16 protein-coding genes are annotated in these 14,515 nt (G+C 54.0%); 6 read left to right on the top strand and 10 right to left on the bottom strand.

All coding sequences use genetic code 11. The features are described 5' to 3' along the window. Positions 1–101: 101 nt before the first annotated feature. Both ABLQ08_RS01970 and ABLQ08_RS01965 read right to left on the bottom strand, forming a co-directional pair. Positions 102–974: a CPBP family intramembrane glutamic endopeptidase gene (locus ABLQ08_RS01970; protein WP_352938866.1), complete on the bottom strand. Its 873-nt coding sequence runs from the start codon at positions 972–974 to the stop codon at positions 102–104. Positions 975–1,070: 96 nt separating this feature from the next. After that, the gene (locus tag ABLQ08_RS01965) at positions 1,071–1,508 is read right to left on the bottom strand and encodes an outer membrane protein assembly factor BamE (RefSeq protein WP_352938863.1); all 438 of its coding nucleotides are present in this window, start codon (positions 1,506–1,508) and stop codon (positions 1,071–1,073) included. A 125-nt stretch (positions 1,509–1,633) separates the two neighbouring features. Here ABLQ08_RS01965 and ABLQ08_RS01960 point away from each other — a divergent pair, with 125 nt between their 5' ends. The 6 genes from ABLQ08_RS01960 to ABLQ08_RS01935 all read left to right on the top strand — a co-directional run bounded on the left by ABLQ08_RS01960 (position 1,634) and on the right by ABLQ08_RS01935 (position 6,114). Then, positions 1,634–2,182: a ubiquinol-cytochrome C chaperone family protein gene (locus tag ABLQ08_RS01960; protein WP_352938860.1), complete on the top strand. Its 549-nt coding sequence runs from the start codon at positions 1,634–1,636 to the stop codon at positions 2,180–2,182. A 33-nt stretch (positions 2,183–2,215) separates the two neighbouring features. Beyond that, a complete protein-coding gene (locus tag ABLQ08_RS01955) occupies positions 2,216–2,788 on the top strand; it encodes a YceD family protein (RefSeq protein WP_352938857.1) in 573 nt (190 codons plus the stop codon). Between the two features lie 213 nt (positions 2,789–3,001). Continuing rightward, positions 3,002–4,066 (top strand): phosphate acyltransferase PlsX, encoded by a 1,065-nt coding sequence (gene plsX / locus ABLQ08_RS01950; RefSeq protein WP_352938854.1) that lies wholly within the window; start codon positions 3,002–3,004, stop codon positions 4,064–4,066. Continuing rightward, positions 4,063–5,040, top strand: coding sequence for a beta-ketoacyl-ACP synthase III (locus ABLQ08_RS01945; RefSeq protein ID WP_352938852.1), 978 nt, complete (start codon positions 4,063–4,065; stop codon positions 5,038–5,040). Before plsX ends, ABLQ08_RS01945 begins: the two co-directional genes overlap by 4 nt. 144 nt (positions 5,041–5,184) lie before the next feature. Further along, positions 5,185–5,499, top strand: a complete 315-nt coding sequence (locus ABLQ08_RS01940) for an integration host factor subunit alpha (RefSeq protein WP_023003819.1) — start codon at positions 5,185–5,187, stop codon at positions 5,497–5,499. A gap of 9 nt (positions 5,500–5,508) precedes the next feature. Further along, positions 5,509–6,114, top strand: a complete 606-nt coding sequence (locus tag ABLQ08_RS01935; RefSeq protein WP_352938847.1) for a MerR family transcriptional regulator — start codon at positions 5,509–5,511, stop codon at positions 6,112–6,114. A gap of 77 nt (positions 6,115–6,191) precedes the next feature. Here the strand turns inward: ABLQ08_RS01935 and ABLQ08_RS01930 are convergent, their stop codons facing one another. The 8 genes from ABLQ08_RS01930 to ABLQ08_RS01895 all read right to left on the bottom strand — a co-directional run bounded on the left by ABLQ08_RS01930 (position 6,192) and on the right by ABLQ08_RS01895 (position 14,410). Beyond that, entirely contained in the window at positions 6,192–7,385 is a 1,194-nt protein-coding gene (locus ABLQ08_RS01930; RefSeq protein WP_352938844.1) for a glycerophosphodiester phosphodiesterase family protein, read from the bottom strand. Between the two features lie 81 nt (positions 7,386–7,466). Continuing rightward, entirely contained in the window at positions 7,467–8,702 is a 1,236-nt protein-coding gene (locus tag ABLQ08_RS01925; RefSeq protein ID WP_352938841.1) for a cytochrome P450, read from the bottom strand. 1,333 nt (positions 8,703–10,035) lie between these two features. Next, positions 10,036–10,548: a hypothetical protein gene (locus tag ABLQ08_RS01920; protein WP_352938838.1), complete on the bottom strand. Its 513-nt coding sequence runs from the start codon at positions 10,546–10,548 to the stop codon at positions 10,036–10,038. A 213-nt stretch (positions 10,549–10,761) separates the two neighbouring features. Next, entirely contained in the window at positions 10,762–10,911 is a 150-nt protein-coding gene (locus ABLQ08_RS01915) for a hypothetical protein (protein WP_352938835.1), read from the bottom strand. Then, positions 10,895–11,152: a hypothetical protein gene (locus ABLQ08_RS01910; RefSeq protein WP_352938832.1), complete on the bottom strand. Its 258-nt coding sequence runs from the start codon at positions 11,150–11,152 to the stop codon at positions 10,895–10,897. Before ABLQ08_RS01910 ends, ABLQ08_RS01915 begins: the two co-directional genes overlap by 17 nt. Positions 11,153–11,251: 99 nt before the next feature. Further along, positions 11,252–12,142 (bottom strand): DMT family transporter, encoded by an 891-nt coding sequence (locus ABLQ08_RS01905; RefSeq protein WP_352938830.1) that lies wholly within the window; start codon positions 12,140–12,142, stop codon positions 11,252–11,254. 220 nt (positions 12,143–12,362) lie between these two features. Further along, entirely contained in the window at positions 12,363–13,175 is an 813-nt protein-coding gene (locus tag ABLQ08_RS01900) for a glycosyltransferase family 2 protein (RefSeq protein ID WP_352938827.1), read from the bottom strand. Beyond that, a complete protein-coding gene (locus tag ABLQ08_RS01895; protein WP_352938824.1) occupies positions 13,172–14,410 on the bottom strand; it encodes an oligosaccharide flippase family protein in 1,239 nt (412 codons plus the stop codon). The genes ABLQ08_RS01900 and ABLQ08_RS01895 overlap by 4 nt, the downstream gene beginning before the upstream one ends. Between the last annotated feature and the right edge of the window lie 105 nt (positions 14,411–14,515).

The following is a 14,515-nucleotide window of genomic DNA, read 5'->3' as shown; positions in this document are numbered from 1 at the left end:
GTTCTCAGCAACGAATGAATGACCGACGTCGTTCCTTGAGGTCGCTCCATTGTGCGCGTACCTGAACGATCCGAAGATATCTCCGTTCTCTCCAGCCTTCCTCAGTCGAGCCCAATCGATGGTGCAAGGAACGGATATGTGAAAAACAGGATATGGGTCAGGTTGACGAGAAAGTGGACGAGGATCGACGCTTCAAGCCTGTTGGATCTCAAATAGGCTGCGCCATAACACAGTCCGGCGACAAACGAAAAACCTGCAAAGAGCGGACCGCCATTCAGATGGTAGTAGGCGAAAAACAGGGAAGAAAGGATCAGTGCGATCGCGCCTCTAGTCCGTCCCAGGCCGACATATTCTCGTAGCTCCGCCAACACGAAACGACGGAAAAACGCTTCATCTGCGACGCAGGTAATCAACAGGTTGGAAAAGACCCAGATCGGCAGGAACGGAGGAACCTTGGGATCGAAAGTCACGAGTCCTGCGATAAGGGCAAGCAAGATCAGCAAACCTGCAGCTGGTACGAAGTTCGTCGCTGCAGCCTTGATGCAAACGTTCCACTCTGAGCGCGATTGGAGCGGTTTGACTGCAAAGAGCACAAGAAAAAAGCCAAGCGCTGCCTTGTCGAAATTCAGATACATCGAATAGGGAATGCCGCCCGGGCTGACTTGGACACCCGAGACGACTTTCAGGTTGTCAAAGCCCGGTAGGGCATGGGTCATGACTAGATGCCCGGCAACAAGAAGCAGGGCAGAGGAAACCAGATGCAATGGCCGGTTTGGCGATTTGGTGAAAACAAGAAAGGTGACGGCGCCTGTCAGCAGGAGTGAGGCGATTGCTGAAAAATGAAGAAGCCCGGCGACGAGAGCAAAGGCACAGGCAAGAGCAAAGATTGCCAGCGGAACTCTTCGGGACCTGAGCGTCAGAGCCAGGACAATAGAGAGCGCAAGAGCCGCAAACGCCGACGAAGTGAATAACATGCGGTACCGACCGGTGAGGGGTGTCGGCACGGCCTCTGATCCAAAGAGCAAGCTCCGGCTGGATCATCCGGAGCTTTCTGATTGGAGAAAAGGCTGCTAGAGGCCGAGGCTCGGGTTTGTCGCCCCGCGCAGGATCTGGGTCAGGAAGCCATAGTCGGCACCGCCTGTCCGGGTCTTGCGTGTGACGATGTCGACGATCTTGCCATCTTCGAGAGTGTAGTTGCCGAGGTCCTGAACGAAGCCGTCCTGGTCGAAATAAACGGCAACAACCCGTTGTTCAACGATGTCCGGAGCCAGGAAGGCTGTCGTCGCTGTCTTTTGCGAGATGTAGTAATAGGCGTCACCGTTAAGACTGGACGTCGTCGATGGAGAACCCAGAACCAGTTCAACCTGTTCACGGCTGGAACCAACCTGAACCTGGCTGAGCATATCGTTGGTGACGACGTGCCCATGCGTGTAAGTGGTGGTGAAACAGCCGCCGAGCGGTAACGTGGCCAGAAGCGGAATGATCAGGGCGCTTGCCTTGAAGTTCATTTAAGAAGTCCCGTTTCGCCAGATTGTTCTGGCAGCTTTTGAATTTCGTTGCTTGGCAAAGTCAGTATCGTGGGATAGGGCACAAGGCAACACCTGAGTTACTTCTCGTCCCTAAGGAGACGGTCATGATTTTCGGTCTGTTCCGCCGCCGGTCCCGTGATGCCGAGCACAAGGTTTATTGTGAAATCGTGGCTCAAGCACGGCAACCGGTGTTTTACACGGACTTTCTTGTGCCTGACACGATCGACGGCCGTTTCGATCTTATCGTTGCACATGCCGTTCTCTATTTCCGGCGTATGCGAAGCGAGGGAAAAGAAGTCGCTGAATTCACGCAAAATGTATTCGACCTGTTTTTTCAGGATATGGATGCGTCGCTCAGGGAAATGGGCGTCAGCGACACGCGCGTCCCCAAGAAAGTGAAAGTCATGGGCGAAGCGTTTTACGGCCGCGCGGATGTTTATATTCCGGCGATCGACAATGATGATGTCGACGAACTTGCTGCAGCGATCGGCCGAAACATCTATCCGGATTCTCCCGAGCCGGTCGCACAGACGCGTCTTGCGCACTATATGCTCGCGGCAGCAAAGCTACTGACCAAACAATCTGCCGAAGACCTTATGACCGGAAAACTTGTCTGGCCGACCCCGGACGACTTCAAGGCAATCGCCGTTTAAAACCCGCCGAGCAAAAACAGAAGAAAGAAGACAATGGCAACTGAGAGTTTCCCTTATTCGTTCACGGTCAACGCCACGCGCGTGATTGACAAGGACGAGAAGATCGTCGTGGAGCCGGATGCGGCGGGTTTGAAGGCAATTGCCGCCACTTATGACCTGGATGGCATCAGCGCGCTGAAGGCCGAGTTCACCTTGAAACCCTATCGCAAGGCCGGTGTTCGGGTTGTCGGGCCGATAACCGCGACCATTCAGCAGACTTGTATCGTGTCTTTGGAAGCTTTCGAAAGCAACATCAGACTGGACGTCGACAGGACCTTTGAGCCTCATTCCAGCAAACCGCGCAAGGTCAAAGATCTGAATGAAGACGGCGAGATCGAGATCGACCTGGAATCGCTCGACCCACCGGACGTCATTCTCGATGGGGTGTTGGACCTGGGGGCTGTCATTTGCGAAGAACTTGCGCTTTCCCTGGATCCGTTTCCCCGCAAGCCAGGAGTGGAATTTGAAGGTAATTCCGACCTGGAAGACGAAGTTGAAGAAGAACCGGAGGAAAAGCCGTCGCCCTTTGCTGCATTGCAAGCCTTGAAAAACAAAAACGGCGACTGAAATAAATGTTCGTCTAATTCAATTTGAGTGGACGAAAAGTATCTTTCGGGCGAGTTTTCAACGTTCCATCTGCCAACTGATAGGAAAACGGTTGTCACTCCGTCCAAAACCGTTATGTTCGCGCCCGTTCTGGGCCCCGCTGCAACGGCGGGAAAAGTGTGGGTGCACCATTCGGTGTTGTTCTAGGTAGCGAAACGTCAAAAGACCTTTTAAATGGCGAAAACAATCCCGATTTCTTTGGATGCAATGGGCGGTGATCACGGGGCGGAAGTTGTCATCCCCGGCGCTGAGATTGCACTGGTCCGTCATCCGGAGATACGTTTCCTTCTTTACGGCAACGAAGAAGTTCTGCGTCCGCTCCTGGAGCAGTATCCGCGTGTTCGCGACGCTTCGACCCTGCACCATTGCGAAGTTTCAATCGCAATGGACACCAAACCCAGTCAGGCTCTGCGTCAGGGACGGTGGCGTTCGAGCATGTGGCGCTCCATCGAGGCGGTAAAGACAGGTGAAGCCTCCGTTGCGGTTTCTGCGGGCAATACCGGCGCCTTGATGGCGATGTCCAAGTTCTGCTTGCGTACCATGGCGAATATCGAACGCCCTGCGATCGCGGCGATCTGGCCGACAACACGCGGCGAATCCGTTGTTCTGGATGTCGGGGCGACAATCGGGGCGGATGCCCAGCAGCTGATAGACTTTGCCATTCTGGGCGGTGCGATGGCGCGTGCGCTTCTGGGCGTACAGCGGCCAAGCGTCGGCTTGCTGAATATCGGTGTCGAAGAGGTCAAGGGGCTGGAAGAGGTGCGCACCGCAGGTCGGCTCTTGCGGGAAACGCCGCTGCGCTCGCTGGAATATGCCGGTTTTGTCGAAGGCGACGATATCGGAAAAGGCACCGTGGACGTCGTCGTGACAGAAGGGTTCGCAGGCAATATCGCGTTGAAGACCGCAGAAGGGACCGCCAAGCAGATTGGCAGTTACTTGCGCTCCGCGATGAATCGCACCTTTATGTCCAAGATCGGGTATCTATTTGCCAAAGGAGCCTTCGATCTGCTGCGCGAGAAAATGGATCCGCGCAAGGTCAATGGCGGTGTGTTCCTGGGACTGAACGGCATTGTGATCAAAAGCCATGGGGGAACCGACGCGGAAGGCTATGCCTCTGCGATTGATTTGGCCTATGACATGGTTAAAAACGAACTGACACACAAGATCGCCCAGGATCTTGTGCATTACCATCGTGGCCGCTTCGCCGAAGCCGCGCCGACATCGGAAGGTGATTTGTGAGCGTAATCCGTTCAACTGTGACCGGCAGCGGAAGCTACCTGCCGGAGAGAATTCTGACCAACGACGATCTTGCAAAGATGGTCGACACGTCTGACGAATGGATCGTTCAGCGCACAGGCATTCAGCAGCGGCACATCGCAGCCGAAGGGCAGGTGACGTCCGATTTGGCGCTGGAAGCTGCAAAGCGGGCTCTTGAGAGCGCCGGTCGTGACGCCTCCGAAATCGATACGATTATTCTGGCAACGGCAACTCCGGACAATACTTTTCCGGCGTCCGCTGTCACCGTGCAGGCAAAGCTCGGCATCACGCACGGCTGTGCCTTCGACGTTCATGCGGTCTGTTCCGGCTTCGTTTATGCCCTGACCACCGCTGACGCCTATATTCGCTCCGGTATTTCCAAACGCTGCCTGGTGATTGGCGCCGAAACATTTTCCAGGATTCTGGACTGGGAAGATCGCACCACCTGCGTTTTGTTCGGTGACGGAGCGGGCGCTGTTGTTCTGGAAGCCTCGGAAGGCGAGGGCACCAATGACGACAACGGCATCCTGACCTCGCATTTGCGCTCTGACGGCCGCCACAAGGAAAAGCTCTTCGTCGATGGCGGACCTTCGGCCACCCAGACGGTCGGTCATTTGCGCATGGAAGGCCGTGAGGTCTTCAAACACGCGGTCGGCATGATCACAGATGTGATCGAGGACGCCTACAAGGCGACCGGACTGACATCTGACGACCTCAACTGGTTCATTCCGCATCAGGCAAACAAGCGTATTATTGACGCAAGCGCAAAGAAACTGGGAATCGCTCCGGAGAAGGTTGTGACCACTGTGCAGTGGCACGGCAACACTTCTGCGGCATCCATTCCGCTGGCACTTGATACGGCTGTCCGGGACGGGCGGGTCAAGAAGAACGACCTGGTGATGCTCGAAGCGATGGGCGGTGGATTTACCTGGGGATCAGTTCTGCTGCGTTGGTGAAGGCCGCTACGGCAATTAGCCCACAAATCTTATCTAGATGCCGAGTACCGGTTGACCGACCCGCCGTGAGGCCGTACCGTAGGGTCTTGCATTGGAGTTCTCTTGCAAAATCAGCCAGATCGCTGGCGTCGTTGTGGAGGGGTTATGGGCAATCGGACTATTACCCGTGCGGATCTGTGTGAAGCCGTTTATCAAAAAGTAGGCTTGTCGCGGACCGAGTCATCAGAATTGGTCGAACGAGTACTTTCTGAAATTTCTGACTGTCTTGTGACCGGAGAATCGGTAAAATTATCGAGCTTCGGGTCGTTTGTGGTCCGCTCCAAGGGAGAGCGTATCGGACGAAATCCGAAGACCGGCGAGGAAGTACCGATTTCACCGCGCCGCGTGATGGTGTTCAAGCCGTCCAATGTGTTGAAGCAACGGATTAACGATGCGCTCACAGGACAGGCCAGCAAATAACAAGACCGGATGAGCTCGCAGGACAAAAGCCCGGACGCCTTTCGAACCATCAGCGAAGTCGCTGAAGACCTCGACTTGCCTCAGCATGTGCTGCGGTTCTGGGAAACGCGGTTTTCCCAGATCAAGCCGCTGAAGAGGGGTGGCGGCCGGCGTTATTATCGTCCCGATGATGTGGAGCTTCTGAAGGGCATTCGCCACCTACTATACGGTGAAGGCTATACCATCAAAGGTGTTCAGCGGATCCTGAAGGAGCAGGGGCCGCGGTTCGTCATGCAGATCTGGCGGGAAGATGCTTCGCCCCTGCAGTCTGCAGGGCATGCCGAGCCTGTAGTAACATCGGAACCAGCACCGGACCCTGTTCCAGCATTGGAACCTGCCCAGAACGGTCAGCAGGAACCGCTGCCGAGCGGTGTACTGGCCGATGATGTACCTGAGGCATCTGCAAACAGTTCTTCTGGCGGTCTCAATATCCTGAGCAGACTTAGGGGCGAAAAACCCGGTACTGTATCAGGAACGCCATCGCATTCTCCGGTTTCCAAGGAAGACATCAGACGTTTGCAGGCAACGTTGTTTGAGTTACTGGAATGCAAGCGGACATTGGACCAGGCACGCTGACAAGTTTCGGAACCCTGAATTGAACAACGCCGCCCGACGAAGGGCGACGTTTTCGTTTGTATTGAACTTGAAAGCTGTCAGTTCAGGTCCATGCAGGAAGCGTAGAAACTTGTTGTCGCGGGCCAGTCTGAGAAAATTCCCTTCACACCGACATCCTGCGCAAGCACATCGACCACTTCCAGCATTTTGCCATCGCCATCAATCACCGGTCCGACAGTCTGGTAATACCAACCACCGCCGGCAGCGAGTGGTCCGGAGCGTTCCAGTGTCCAGGTAATAATGTCGAGATCCGCTTCCTTGGCCGCCTTGGCATAAGCGGAAGGCACGATCTTGCCGTCTTGCACGGCCAGGAGCACCCAGAGTGGTGGGGCGATGAAGTTGACACCCATTTCCTTCAACTCGTTCATCGAAGGTGAGAATGTTGAAGGATCCATCGGGTCGATGTTTCTCCGGCCATCGAGATAGACGGCCTGCTTGCCGAATTCAGGTTCATTCTCGATCCAGTAGAGAACGTCATTCAGATTGAAGGACTGCGGGAAAACATCGCTGGGCGAAACACCCGCTTCCTTGTAGTCATCGATGAGCTTCTGAGCGTAGTCAGCCTGCGAGAATCCTTCATAGGGCATGTCAATCTTCGGGGCTTTCAGTTCCGGTGTGAACTTCACTCCGAGATCCTTAAAGAGCGCAATGGATTCCTTGTGCGTCATCAATGTACCGGTTCCACCATAAAGCTCCGTGCGCCAGGGAGCAGTGCCGTTCATATAGGCCTTGACGCTCGCGGCCGCCTTGTTGGCGCTATCCATCTTCCCGCGCAAAGACTTGAATTCGGTCAGGGTGAGGTCTGATGTCCGGCATTCTGCTGATGCCGGAGTATCGCCTTCGGCAGGGGTGAAGGCGGATGTGCACTGTGCCGCTAGATCCGTTGCCAGAATGTTGGTGGTTGTGTGCAGATCATTCTGCGAATGCCGGCAAACCAGCTCCTTGTCCTTGGTGAACGTCACGTCGCACTCCAGAATTCCGGCACCCATGAGAGCACCAGCGCGATAGCCTTCTTCCGTATGTTCAGGAAACTGCAGCGGAGCGCCCCGGTGGGAAATGGAAAAGTTCGTGCGTTTGGTCGGTTGGCCGATACACGCTGCAAGTTTGTCCTTCAGCGCGCTGTCTGACATCTGGCCAACGAGATAGGCGGGACGGGGCCCTAGTTCGATTTCCGTGGCGAAGCTTGCTGTGGAGACTGTCAGCCCGAGCAGGGCAAGAGAGGCAATGCGCATGATTGGTTCCCAGGTGAGGAAAAACGAGGCGAGGCGAAATTAGATAGCGGACAGGAGGTTTAGAGCAAGGGCGGTTGTATTTTACTTGCGCTTCCAGGCAATCTTCAGGGCCTCCGGTCCCCTGACCGACAGGCCGCGCTTGTAAACCGGGCTCTTTTCCGCAAGCTCTATTGTCTCGAAGCGATTAAGCAGCGTTGAGAAGATAATATCCATATCGAGGCGGGCAAGGTGGTTGCCAAGGCAGAAATGGGCGCCCCGACCGAAAGCGATATGCCAATTAGGCGAACGTCCGACATCGAACATGTCGGCGTTGGGAAACTGCTTCGAATCCCGGTTGGCTGAGCCATAAAGGACACCGAACTTGGTTCCTCGTGAAAATGTCTGACCGCAGATTTCAACATCTTCGGTACAATACCGATGAAAGAAGGGCAGCGGAGATTCGTACCGGAACATTTCCTGTACCGCGGTCTTCATTAGTCCTTGATTGTCTCGCAGGCGCTGCATCTGGTCTGGAAACTTGAGCAGCGCGTGCATGCCGCTGCCCAGAACGTCGATGGTCGATCCGTGTCCTGCCATCAGGATCAGCATGGCGGTCGAGAAGAATTCGTCATGGTTCATGTGTCCCTGTCGCTCAGCCTCGATCATCAACGATAATAGGTCGTCTTTCGGGGCTGTCTCTCTCTTCGCCTTGAGCTCCAGGAGATAGTGATAGAACTCGGTCGTATTTCGCTCGGCCAGTTCCTTGCGCTCGTCCGAGCGGTCTATGTCGAAGAACTGAACAATGTTTTCCGACCAGATCCTGAGTTGCGGGCAGTCCTCGTCAGGAACTCCAAGAATGCGGCCGATGATATGCCCGGGAACATGCGCTGCCAGGTCATCGATGAAATCGACCTCCTTCCGGTCAGCAAGTCCGTCGACGAGAGTGTCGACATAGGTCTGGATGCTTTCGCGCAACTTGTTGACCATCACTGGTGTGAACAGTTTGAAGACCTGCTTGCGCAGCCGGTCATGAATTTCACCGTCGCTGTCCAGCAGTGAAAACTGTACGAAACGCGAATGATGGGGCATGTCGTGCCAGTTGCCGGCACGCTTTTGCTCCGCAATCTCTTCTTCATTTGCGATGTACTCCATGGAGCGAACCATCTTTTCGTGCATCACGACTTCGGAAACATCATCGAAACGCGCCGCGAGCCAAACGTCGAAGTCCTTGAAATAGGTCAACCCCTCTTTGGCGCGAAGTGCTGCGTAGTAGGGATGTGGGTCTTGCGCAAAAGCATCGGAAAGAGGTTCAAAGGAAAGGTCGTTCGGCAGGCTCATGAATGTTTCTTTTTGGTTATCGCGATGAGAATACTGGTTTGGCAAGGTCAGAGGTTTTTAGCTTCCAGCGCAAGGGGAAAGCACTGCAAACCGGGTGTTGTCGGCATTTTTTTCCGATAATTCCACATCGTGGCTTCGCAGCCGAGAACACTGAGTACTTCAAGGCCTTTCAATTTGACAGCTGCAGATGGCAGTTCGTTGAGCTACATCACGCTTCAGCTGTAGAGGTTGAGAATTCAATGGTTTCATATTCCGGGGAGTGACCAGGCATTGTCCTCAAGGTGACCACTATTTGATGTGCGGAGCTTGAATTCGCAACCATTTGTATAAGTTGCTTCATAGTGTTGAGCGTCACAACGAACACGGCAATGAATTCATTAAAATATGACAGAATTAGTAGTTGAATAGTTTGCTCTTTTGATTTCATTGATTGTCAAATTCATCAATATTTCTAGGAAAAGATGTTTAAACTGGCTACTATTCCAGTCGTAGGGCGTTGCTGTTGATGCGTTAATATCGGCATCGCGTCCAGGCGGTCTTCATAGGGTTACCCACTTCACCATGACTTGAATTTGTCTACCAGCCGGAAGAGAGCACTCATCTGATTGTGTTCAGATTCAGAAGTGTTGTGGGTGAAGCAAGTTATGCCTTTCTCGGTCGCACAGCTTCACGAACGAATGACCTGGGCCAATGGGGGATTTCTTGGGACCTGAGGACGTTTCAATCCTGTTTAATGCATATTCTGCATGTCGTTCGAAGCTTTATGATCTCGGATGCACTGTTCGGGTTCTGCGCGATTTCAATGAAGTGACGCCCGCACTCGAAGCTTTCGGCAAGGAGGTTACGCCGTTCTTTCAGGGGCGGTTTTTCGATTTCAACGGCCATAACGGATTCTGTCATGTCGCGATGGCGAAGGGGGAGCCGGTTTCATTCTATTGCAGCCAGCTCTTCGACACCGGTGCCCTGAGTTATCTTGAGTTCCATCGCGCGCAATTGACAAGGATTTACGGTCCGGAACATCCGATCGACCGCCAGTGGGCCTGCCCTCCCATGCAGGAAATACAGGGTCAGATCATCTATTCGGGGGACGCGCTGAATGTGCCCGGTCAGGGGTCTGTGCGTCAGTCCTTGGAGCGCCTGGCTTTGATTTCAAGAATGAACCTTTATCTTGGACTGGCGACCTGGAAGACAGCAACGGCATGCGTCGGGTTGGCACGTGCCGCAAGGGTCAGGAAAGCGTTGGGCGAAGTTTATGGAGCGCTGCACACCTATCCCTACGCAACGAAATGGCACAAGCCGCCAATTGACCGGAAGCAGGACGATGTCTTCCTGTTCAATTGGGCCAGAGATGTGCTTTATCTAGCAAAAATTGATGCTCATGAAACTGCGCCGACGTTGGCAGAGTCAGATTCACAAGAACAGGGTTCGGTGTCCCAAGCCACAAGCGGTCAATCAGGCGATAATAGCTGACGGGCACGTTGGACAGAGCACCAGGAGGAGTAACCTCCAACTCGACAAGTTCGAAAACCCTGTCTCCCTGGGCTGCCCGTGCAAAACCTCCGGCAACAACGGTATCGAATTTCGGGTCCTGATTGCGGATTGCAGAAGCGAAGTCACCGCCGTACTGGCCTTCCATCACTTCCTTGATGTAACTGCGATTTCCGACATAGCCAATTTGCGGGATATGGTCGCCGCTGGCTGTTGAAGACGTGAAAACGAGACGGTCGAACACCGGAATGTTCGGCCTGAACACACCATCGGTATGCCGCAGGAAGGTATCAAGCTCCTGGATATATTGGCCCGCCAAACCTTTCATGTTCGCCGGATCAATGCGCTTGATGTGCATCAGTCTCTTTCCGCCTCCACCAGGAGCTCAATCATTCGGTGACAGTTCAATATGATCTCGTTCCGTTCGTTCGGGGTAAAGTCCCGCCAATCGGATTTTCCATCATAACTTTCTATCACAGTTCTGACGAAACCTCTTATGACGAAGCCCCCCTGGAACAAGTCGGCGTAAGTGTCTGCTTCTTTGCTTAAAAAGGCTTGAACGTCCATGTTTCTAATTGCCTTCTTTCAACACCCGGAAAGCTCGCATGACCACAAATGTATAGACCTCCATCGGGAGAGCCTCGTCGGCTGAACCCAGTATCGCATCAAGGTGCTTGCGGAGGTCAATCAGCAACTCATCGTCGCTAATGGAATTCTGCAAACCCGCCTCCATCCTTCGGCAGTTTTCTATCAACTCGTTGATCATCTCTTCCATGGGCGAGAAAAAGTCCCCATTCCAGTTTCTCCCATTTGCCCAAGTTACCCGAGGTTAAGGGTACTGCAATCAAAACCATCGGAAAAACTAACAATTGTTTTCCAGGTTTGCCGAGCATGGCTGTATTGAAGAGCTGATGTTCACGTACGCGAACATCGGGCAATCGAAATGCAACAATCGCACTCACAAACATGTCCGGGTTAAGATTTTCCTTAGAGATCAGGAGAAAGTCGGGTCCACCAATCCGGATGTCGGGCAGCGGCTAGCGACAAGTACGGCAACATTCTCACGCTGAAGACGGTGCCTCTTTCGCTTTTTTGCCTGAAAAGGCCATCAGACAACCTGCGGTCAGGATGACCACTATCCCGGCGATCGCAAGCCTGTTCGTCTGAATGTCCCAAAGCAGGATGGACCAGAGGCTGGCGAAAATCAGGAAGGAATACTCGAAAACAGCCACCACTGCCGGGGCACCAACCCTATAGGCCTGCGCAATCAGCGTCACGGCGATAATGGCTCCGACGGCCTGAAAGAGGGTGAGCCACAAAAAGCGTGGTGTCGGATCAACATAGGGACGGGAAAGGAAAGTTTCTCCGGGCCAGTTGGTTGTGATCGTCAACATCGTTGCGCTCACAATCCCGATTGTCAGGAAAACGCCGAGGGCGAGGACAAGTGGACTTTCCCGGTTGCACCAGATACCGGTCAGCATCATGCCCAAGCCGTAGAAAAGACCGGCGGCAAGTGGCATCAGAGAAAGATAGGAAAGGGTGGCGGGATCAGGTTGCAAGAGCATGAGAGCGCCTGCGAACCCAGCAAACACAGCCACCCAACGTACAGCACCGAGTTTCAGACCAAACAGAACGATAGATAGAAGCGCAACCCAGAGCGGCGCGCTGAACAATCCCGCTCCGGCCTGTGCAACCGGCAGGGTTCCCAGCGCTGCAAAATAGATCAGCAATCCCGCCGATACGATGAGACTGCGTACCGCCAGGGTCTTCAGATTCTGCGGTCGCAAACGTGTCCGCGACACCACCGCGATCAGCAGGAAAATGGGGACTGCAAAGAGGGTACGGAAGACGTGAAACTGCCAAAGGCCCGCCTCCTGACCGACAGCAGCTACGAAATTATCAATAAAGCTCAGGATGGCAGAAGCCGCCAGGGCGAAACCCGCAGCAGCCATATTGTGACTGGGTTGCATGAGGGCAGATGAAGTCAATTTGAGCGGATCGTCAACATCTCATTGAGCGCCCGAACTCGGGATAACCAGACATTCCGCATGAAGCCGTGGGCAGGCAGGTCCGGTTTTCACGCTTGCGCACAACGTGTGACCTGTCTGCAGGCGCTATTCATGCCGGTATTGTTGCTGAGGGGAACCGATAGCAAATTCGGCTTGGGCAGCGTCAATACGCCTTGATTGACAGCGCCCCCTGCATACGTCTGAAAACAAACTTCATGAGAGAGAAACCGCTTGCCGCGAAGAGTTGCGGGACTGAAATCCGCCGTTTCCGGCGTAGTTCCCTAAAAATGCCCTGTTTGCTTTTCTCCATCTTGACGACGGCGGAACTCAAACTGTTCGGGGCTTCTTCGGGGCCGGACAGGCTGCTCAATGGCAGGTCCAGATACACAAAACTGTTTCCGGCAAACAGAATTTCGAACCAGAGTTGAAGGTCCTCGCAGTACCGCATGCCGGATCGGAACCGGAAGCCGGGTTGGTTCTTCAACATGACGGCAGACGTCACAATGCGGTTTCTGAACAGCAGCTCTCCGGTGCTGATCGAAATTTCCTGTGCCTTTGCCTGTGTTTCGTCAAACAGTCCGGGAAGGTCGGGGGTTCGGCGATGCGACGAACCGAAACAACCGTGTTCGCGCATGACCGCGAGCTGGAACTCAAGCTTTTGCGGATGCCAGAAGTCGTCCGAATCAAGGAACGCGACGTAGTCTCCCTTGGCCATGTCCCAGCCAAGATTTCGCGCGCTGCCCGGTCCGTCGTTGCCTGGCATGCGTTCGATTCTGATTGACTGTTCGCTGAACTCTTCCGCAAAGACGCGAATGACGTCTATGGTCCTGTCTTTGCTGCAATCGTCAACGCAAATGATTTCAAGCGGACGTTGACTTTGCTGAACCACCGATAGAAGGGCATTCCGGATGGTTCGCTCGGAATTGTAGCAGGGAATAATAACGCTGACCGGCACAGTTTGAGGGGCTTTGCTCACGTTGCACCCTCCCGCGTTCTCAAAGCTCGCAGCATTGCTCCGAAAAAGAGCAGGCACATGCACAGATCTGCAAGGATCATCGAAAGAGCCGCACCTGATGCTCCGCTTTTCGGAATCAGGACATAGCAGAAGGCAACATTCACCAAAATGACCGCGGACAGCATCTTAAGCCGAAGGTTGATGTGACCTCCAATAAACAGGACAGCGCCGAAGCACAGGCTTAGCGAACGCAGCGGAATGGTCCATTTCACAATCTGGAGCGTTTCTGCGAGTCTTTCGGGAGACTCGTGAAAAAAGAATGCGGCGATAAAGTCCGCGGTAAACCAGATCACTGCGACGCTGAGAAAGCCGAGGCCTGCGAACAAAAGCGCACTTTTCTTGAGAACCGAATGCAGCAGCGGCCGGTCCTGGTAGTACCAGCGGTGCATCTTGGGGATCAGAATTTTTTCGAATGCCATGTTTGGCAGCAGAAGGAAGGCTGTGATCACCAGGAATGCGACATTGTAATAGGCAGCCTGTTCGTCATTGCCCCAATACTTGACCAGCACGGTATTCATCTGGACGTAGACCAGATAGAAAAATCCAGCGATGCCGAAGGGAAGCGAGGACCGCACCACCTCTCCGAGGCCAGCACGCTCGCTGGCGGAGCCGATTTCGGGCATCGGACCGTGTCCCTTGAGCAGCAGTTTTCCGGATAAACGTGCGTTCAGGATCGCAATGCCGACAAGAACGACAATGACCGACACGACGAAATAGGCTGTCAGCGCCGACAGAAGATACGCATCGAACAGTGGGAAAAACAGAAATATGACCAGGAGGCTCAACCGGGCCAGATGCGGAGAAAACTGCCAGAACGAGAAGTAGTTGTAGTTTTCTTCCAGCTGAAAGACGACGCCGACGAGCTCCATCAGAATCTGGCTCAGGACAAACACTGAAAGTGCAAGAATGACCATTTCGGTCCTGGCGTCGTGAGGCCCCCAATGCGCCCAGCCCGCAAGTGCGATCATCACAAGAAGTGCAGAGATCAGGACATAGACCAGTGAATTGCGGATCCATCGGTAGGCGCCCCAGCCTTCCTGGCCAAAAACCCTGAGCCAAAAGCTGCCGATCCCGAAACAGGCCATGGGCGCCATGATGGTGACCAGGCTGAGACCGGCCGAAAATCGTCCATAGTCGGCCGCGCTCATCTGCCTCGCCAGCAGCGTTTGAACAAGAAACGCCAGCAAAGCAGCCATTGCCGATGCGGATCCCAGTTTCAGAAACGGTGAAATCTTTCGGATCAGGGGGCTGAGCGTATTTAATGCGATTTGCGACACGATCGGGACTTTGGTGACCTCAGA

Source organism: Roseibium sp. SCP14, assembly GCF_040329475.1.
Lineage (GTDB): Bacteria > Pseudomonadota > Alphaproteobacteria > Rhizobiales > Stappiaceae > Roseibium.
Note: the sequence above shows the minus strand (reverse complement) of the source record. Positions and strands in the feature narration are given on the sequence as shown.